Source organism: Agrobacterium sp. MCAB5 (assembly GCF_052114365.1).
Lineage (GTDB): Bacteria > Pseudomonadota > Alphaproteobacteria > Rhizobiales > Rhizobiaceae > Agrobacterium > Agrobacterium tumefaciens.
The window spans coordinates 1-572 of record NZ_JBFREP010000158.1; the positions used below are offsets into that span (position 1 = coordinate 1).

1 protein-coding gene is annotated in these 572 nt (G+C 60.3%); it reads left to right on the forward strand.

Going from position 1 to position 572, the window contains the following annotated elements:
- Nucleotides 1-140: 140 nt before the first annotated feature.
- On the forward strand, nucleotides 141-572 hold a 432-nt coding region (locus tag AB4Z23_RS27965; protein ID WP_441361236.1), incomplete at its 3' end, for an LnmK family bifunctional acyltransferase/decarboxylase.

A 572-nucleotide genomic window follows, 5' to 3' on the forward strand; every position in this document is an offset into this window, starting at 1 on the left:
GTAACCGATGCACCTGGTCTGTACTTTATTGGTCTTGGCTGGCTGAACACATGGGGCTCCGGCCGATTTCTTGGCATCGACGAGGACAGCCGCTATCTCGCCGAACAAATAGTAGCACTTCAAAAGAACAGGCTGGCCGCATGAGCACTGTTCAGCTCGCCAGGCAGGAGGGGTCGGAGCTCATCGAACGCCACGTGCTAGGAATGGCGGAAATGGGCTACAGCGGCATTTCGGAGCAATGGCTCAAGCGACGCGCCGGTGATTTGCACTGGCGGCTCATCGCGCGCGCCATGGGACAGCGGGATGCTGTTTTCACTTGCTCAGAGGGCGCACCACTTTATGCGGCTTTTTGTGCGACCAGCTTGCAGCTCGTAAGACCTCATCTTCCCCATCTGGGCGGGGAGATGACACTGGCTGCGGATCTCTACCGCGTCGGCCACGGGCGTCTGGCGTCACTTATCCGCGTCACCGCTGGCGGCGATGCTGTAGGCCGCATGATTTTGGTCTCGACCTTTGTGGGACGTTCCGAACCGGGGATCAACCGATCTGTCGTCCGGCGGAGCCCGCGAGCG